Raw genomic sequence first — 1,292 nt, forward strand, 5'->3', positions numbered from 1 at the left:
CCTTCTTGTGCTGCAAATAGACTGATCTTGCTTTGTGCATGGGCAATTAAAGATTTTTGACTGCTGATATTGATGCTATCGCCCGCACTTTGGCTGATCTGTCTATCTGCTGAAAGATGAATATCTTCCTGACTACTCACAGCAATGGAGTTTGGTGCAGATAAAATCATTAAGGCTTGTTTAAAGGCATCCGCCTTTTCTTTACTGCCTTTTTCGATTTGGCCAAGGANGTTTTTCAGATTATCTAAGACTTCAAGCGGGTCAGTTTGCTGGTTTTTCGCCACTTCACTTAAGGCTTTACTGCTGTTTAAGTTGGCTTCGATTTGTTCTTTCGCCGCTTGTGCGTCGAGGTGCATTGCTGCTGCTTGTTGTTGTGGGTGTGTGCTGACAAGTAGCCCCTGTCCTGCACGCACTGCACCCCACTGGTCGGTTCTCAGTTCAAAGCCTTCGCCTCTTCCCTCACTTTCTGCGGTTTCTTTGGGATGACTGAGGTTCCCTAGATTGAGCTGAGTGGCGCCATGGGTACTTTGTAATTGTGTTGAGATTTGTCCAGTCGTGTCATCAAAGCGAAGTTGTCCAAAGCCTTCACCTTGGACTTCCTTACTTTTTATTCCAGCCAGTTTTTTGGTCTCAGGTAGTTTGCCTTTACTATCAAATTGGGTTGGACTGCGCTGTGCTTCATGTATGCGCCCCACCACAAATGGTCGGTCGATATTGCCGTCAAAGAAATCGATGACCACGATTTCATTAATGCGCGGTAAGAAGCGTGCGCCATAACCTTCGCCTGCCCATGGAGTCAGTACATCTACCCATGCAGAGTCCGTATCATTGTCATTGCTTCCTGCACCGCCGTCATGGCTGTGGTCATCACCACGGGTAAATAAGAAGCGGACTTTGATACGCCCCCATTCATCGACATGTATTTCTTCACCACTTGGCCCGACAACTTTAGCCCGTTGCGGATGGGTGCTTGGACGGTGTTCGAGTGGGTTATATTCAGGAACCGTCGCAATATTGCGGCGTTGCAATGTGAGCTGATTGGCCTGACGCTCGGCCTGTTCATGGATGGGTTTAATCTTCCACTGGCTTTGTTCAATCAGTTGATTGACTTGTTCAGAGAGGTCTTTAGGTAAGTTATTTTGGTTATAGAATTTCTTTTCTGTGATTAAAAATTGTTTGTCTGCACCACTGTGTTGATCGATTTCTGGGTGTTCATTCAGTTCAAACCAATAACCCACTTGGGTATCACGCACAGTCGATTGTGCACTGAATTTTTTCGATTGTAGCTCGTG

At 46.3% G+C, this 1,292-nt stretch carries 1 protein-coding gene; it reads right to left on the minus strand.

Annotated features, from left to right (window positions below; genetic code table 11):
* Positions 1-1,292: type VI secretion system Vgr family protein (locus M5F03_RS01150; RefSeq protein ID WP_249706036.1), on the minus strand; the 1,292-nt coding region annotated here is incomplete at both ends.

Source organism: Acinetobacter amyesii (genome assembly GCF_023499985.1).
Taxonomy (GTDB): Bacteria; Pseudomonadota; Gammaproteobacteria; order Pseudomonadales; family Moraxellaceae; genus Acinetobacter; species Acinetobacter amyesii.